Below are 3,279 nucleotides of genomic sequence, written 5' to 3' on the forward strand. Positions count from 1 at the left end.
CACCCAGACTCCGCGACCCACACCCGCGCGGTCAGCACCCCAGACCTCCCCCGGGCGGACGCCTGTCGGTGCCACGGGGCGGGACGTCGAGTTACCTCACCCAGGGCGGGACGACGCGCTCTGTGCCCTTGGGCGCCAGGTCGCAGGCGTCCGGCTCCGACACTCCGCCGGGGTTGTAGACCTGCGTCCCGGGCGGCGCGACCACGATCGACACGAATCCGCGTACCGGATCGGCGAACATCCGCCGGCTCACGTCCGCGGGCAACACCATCGTGTCCCCCGCCGCGACCTCGTACCGCTCCCCTCCCAGCTCGACCACCGCGGCTCCGCCGATCCACGTCCACACGACCTCGGCGTCGAACGCGTGCACCGGCCCCTCCATGCCGGGCCTGGCATCCACCCGCCACACGGCCCGTCCCGCCTGCCCCTGGGTCGGGGAGGCGAGCGTGGTCATGACGCCGTTGGGCGTCTCGGTGCGGCGGGAGTCAGCGGACAGCACAACAGACATCGGACGCTCCTTTCACCCGATCCACGGCGGAACGCCCAGATCGGCCCCATCGGCGGACATGGCCCTGGCGCCGGCCGGGGCCGTGACGACGGCGGTGTAGCCAGCGGCCGGGTCGGCCAGCACCCGCCGCACCGTCCGCGCCGGCATGACGACGGTGTCGCCGACGGCCACGGTGTACGTCTCACCGCCCAACTCCACGGTCGCCGCACCGGCGATCCAGGTCCACACCTGCTCGACGTCGAAGTCGTGCACCGGGCCCGCCGCACCGGGACGGACGTCCACCCGCCACAGTGACCGCTCGGCCCCACCCTGTGTCGGCGAGGCGAACGTCGTCATGACTCCGCCAGGCGTCTCCGATCGCCGCGCGTCGGCGGCACGAATAACCGTCATCCTGAAAACCCCCTAAGATAGGCAACCACGTTGTCCATCAATATAGTTAACCAGGTTGTCTATCGTGTCAAGCGACGCCCCGGGCTTCGAACTTCCGCTGCGCCTCCTACTCGCGTTCAGAGCACTCATCGACGAACTCCATGCCGAGCTGTCCAGGCAGGGCCACCCGGACATACGCCCCATGCACGGATTCGTCATGCAGGCCATCGGGCCACAGGGCACCACGGCCGTCGAGCTGGGCCGTACGCTCGGCGTCTCCAAACAGGCGGCCGGCAAGACCATCGACGCACTGGAGCGCATCGGCTACGTCGAACGCACCACCGACCCCCACGACACCCGCCGGAAGATCGTCCGCCTCACCCCGTACGGGGTGGACGCGCTCGCCCGCTCGGCCCGCATCTTCGACACCCTGCGCGCCCGGTGGGCGGGAGAGCTGGGCGAGGACCGCCTCCGAGCCCTGGAGTCGGACCTACGCAGACTCACTCCGGACAACCCGTGGCGCCTGGACATGCCAGGCTGGTTCGGCTCCCTCTAGCAGGCGGCCAACTCCAGACCCGAGCCGGCTCAGGCGGCCAGCTGCAGACCCAAGCCAGTCAGGTTGGTGCGAGCCCAGTCCAGCTCCTCGGCCAGCAGCGACACCAGCGCGCCCGGCCCCTTCGCCCGCCCGGGAACGATCAGGTTGTGCATCTCGACCTCGATGTGCGCACTCCCGCTCACCGCGCCGGACAACATCGCCGTCAGCGTGTCATGCAACACCGCGCCGGTGTTCGTGGCGTCGCCCGCGTGGTTGTGCACGTGCCCCAGCTTGACGACAGGCGCCCCCGCCTCCGCCAGGCCCTTCAGCGCCGCCCCCGGCTCCTCGGCCCCGCAGGCGAGATGACAGGCGTCCAGACACACGCCCAAGTGCTCGGAGTCGATCCCGCACACCCGCTCAAGAGCCTGCTCGGTGGTCTCCAGCACACACCCGGGCCACGGCTCGAACCCGACCCTGATCGTCTTGCCGGTGACGCTGTAAATCCCGCGCAGCTCACGGGCGAGCCGCTCCAGGCGGCGACTGGCGATCGCGTGCAGGTCGGCAGGCCAGTCACGGCGCCAGCCGATCGGAATCGTCGAAATGCTGCCGAACCGCACGTCCTCCGGCAGCAGGAACGCCAGGATCTTGGCCAGCGCCATGGTGTAGCGGTACCGCTCCGGCTTGGCCCAGTCGGGCCCGGGGACCTCCTGGTTGCGGCCGCCGGTGCCGTTGAGGCTCACGACCTCGAGGCCGCGCTCCTCCAAGGAGCGGCGCAGCCGTACGAGCTCGATGCGGTCGGCCGTGAGGTGGTCGGCGACAGTCGGCGAGAGCCACAGCCCGATGCCCATCCGCTCGACGCCCAGCCGCTTGCGCACCGGGACCGCGTAGCGGGTCAGGTGCGCGATCAGGTTCTCCAGGTCCTCGGCAGGGTGGACACCCGCGTTGTAGGCGAGGTGCACGAGCGTTCCGTCGTCGTGACGCAGGCGCATCGGTTTCCTCCACGGCTTGCTTGTGTGTTCCCGTCGCCCGCCCGGACGCGCGAACCTTGTCGAGCATGCCTGCTCTCGGGTGGCGCACGCGTCCGCCCTGAGTTGATTCCGGACTACTCCGTCGGGAGCAGTCCCCAACCTAGGAACACGATCTTGTGGCTCACTTGGATGAGACTTGGCGAAGCTCTACGCAGTGTAGTACTACTCGCGGTGGTGGTATAGCCGCTCAACCAACAATTACGCAACGACCAAATTCGCCAACCTTGCCGCTTTTGCCCAGTTTTGTCCCATTTATGCCTGGCTGACGCGCCACAGGAGCCGCTACAAGCCCGCGCATCGCCCGATCGTGGGCGCCCTGGCCCGCGCGAAGCGAGCTCAGCGCGTACGTCGGCACGGCGAGTGCCGACGGCCGCTGCCGCCGGCGCCGCCCCGAGAGCCTCGGCACGGCGCGGTTGCGCGGGTGCACGCGGACGCGCGAAAGCCCCCGTGTGAAGACCACACGGGGGCTTTCGTTGCCCGGAACGGGCGTCAGTGCTGGATCGGTGCCGCGATGGCAGCCGCCGAGTCCGGGACCTTCGAGGCGGACTCGCCCCGGAAGATGAACTTGGCGTTGTCGCCCTCGCCCTCGATCGTCACCTTCACGACCTGCCCCGGCCGGAGCTCGCCGTAAAGAATCTTCTCGGACAGGGAGTCCTCCAGCTCGCGCTGGATCGTCCGCCGCAGCGGACGCGCGCCCATGACCGGGTCGTAACCGCGGTCGGCCAGCAGCTGCTTGGCGTCGGGCGAGACGTCGAGCCCCATGTCGCGGTCCTTCAGCCGGGCGTCGACCTGGGCGAGCATCAGATCCACGATCTTGATGATCTCGGCCGGCGTCAGCT

General features: G+C 69.5%; 4 protein-coding genes and 1 pseudogene. 1 reads left to right on the plus strand and 4 read right to left on the minus strand.

Annotated features, from left to right (window positions below; genetic code table 11):
- Nucleotides 1–91 precede the first annotated feature (91 nt).
- Together ETD86_RS53415 and ETD86_RS53420 are read right to left on the minus strand one after the other, a co-directional pair.
- Nucleotides 92–508, minus strand: coding sequence for a cupin domain-containing protein (locus ETD86_RS53415; RefSeq protein WP_170223800.1), 417 nt, complete (start codon nt 506–508; stop codon nt 92–94).
- A gap of 12 nt (nt 509–520) precedes the next feature.
- Nucleotides 521–898, minus strand: a complete 378-nt coding sequence (locus ETD86_RS53420) for a cupin domain-containing protein (RefSeq protein ID WP_138674241.1) — start codon at nt 896–898, stop codon at nt 521–523.
- Between the two features lie 64 nt (nt 899–962).
- Here ETD86_RS53420 and ETD86_RS53425 point away from each other — a divergent pair, with 64 nt between their 5' ends.
- Nucleotides 963–1,433, plus strand: coding sequence for a MarR family winged helix-turn-helix transcriptional regulator (locus ETD86_RS53425; RefSeq protein WP_211370914.1), 471 nt, complete (start codon nt 963–965; stop codon nt 1,431–1,433).
- Between the two features lie 29 nt (nt 1,434–1,462).
- Here the strand turns inward: ETD86_RS53425 and ETD86_RS53430 are convergent, their stop codons facing one another.
- Nucleotides 1,463–2,401, minus strand: coding sequence for a sugar phosphate isomerase/epimerase family protein (locus tag ETD86_RS53430; protein WP_138674242.1), 939 nt, complete (start codon nt 2,399–2,401; stop codon nt 1,463–1,465).
- A 528-nt stretch (nt 2,402–2,929) separates the two neighbouring features.
- A pseudogene (locus tag ETD86_RS53435) lies at nt 2,930–3,279 on the minus strand (ATP-dependent Clp protease ATP-binding subunit ClpC); the annotation flags it as partial.

This window comes from Nonomuraea turkmeniaca (assembly GCF_005889735.1).
Classification (GTDB): Bacteria; Actinomycetota; Actinomycetes; order Streptosporangiales; family Streptosporangiaceae; genus Nonomuraea; species Nonomuraea turkmeniaca.

Excerpts from the sequence above, each read along its gene's own strand:
- ETD86_RS53420 (WP_138674241.1), bottom strand. The coding sequence starts at position 898 with ATGACGGTTATTCGTGCCGCCGACGCGCGGCGATCGGAGACGCCTGGC.
- ETD86_RS53415 (WP_170223800.1), bottom strand. The coding sequence starts at position 508 with ATGTCTGTTGTGCTGTCCGCTGACTCCCGCCGCACCGAGACGCCCAAC.
- ETD86_RS53430 (WP_138674242.1), bottom strand. The coding sequence starts at position 2,401 with ATGCGCCTGCGTCACGACGACGGAACGCTCGTGCACCTCGCCTACAAC.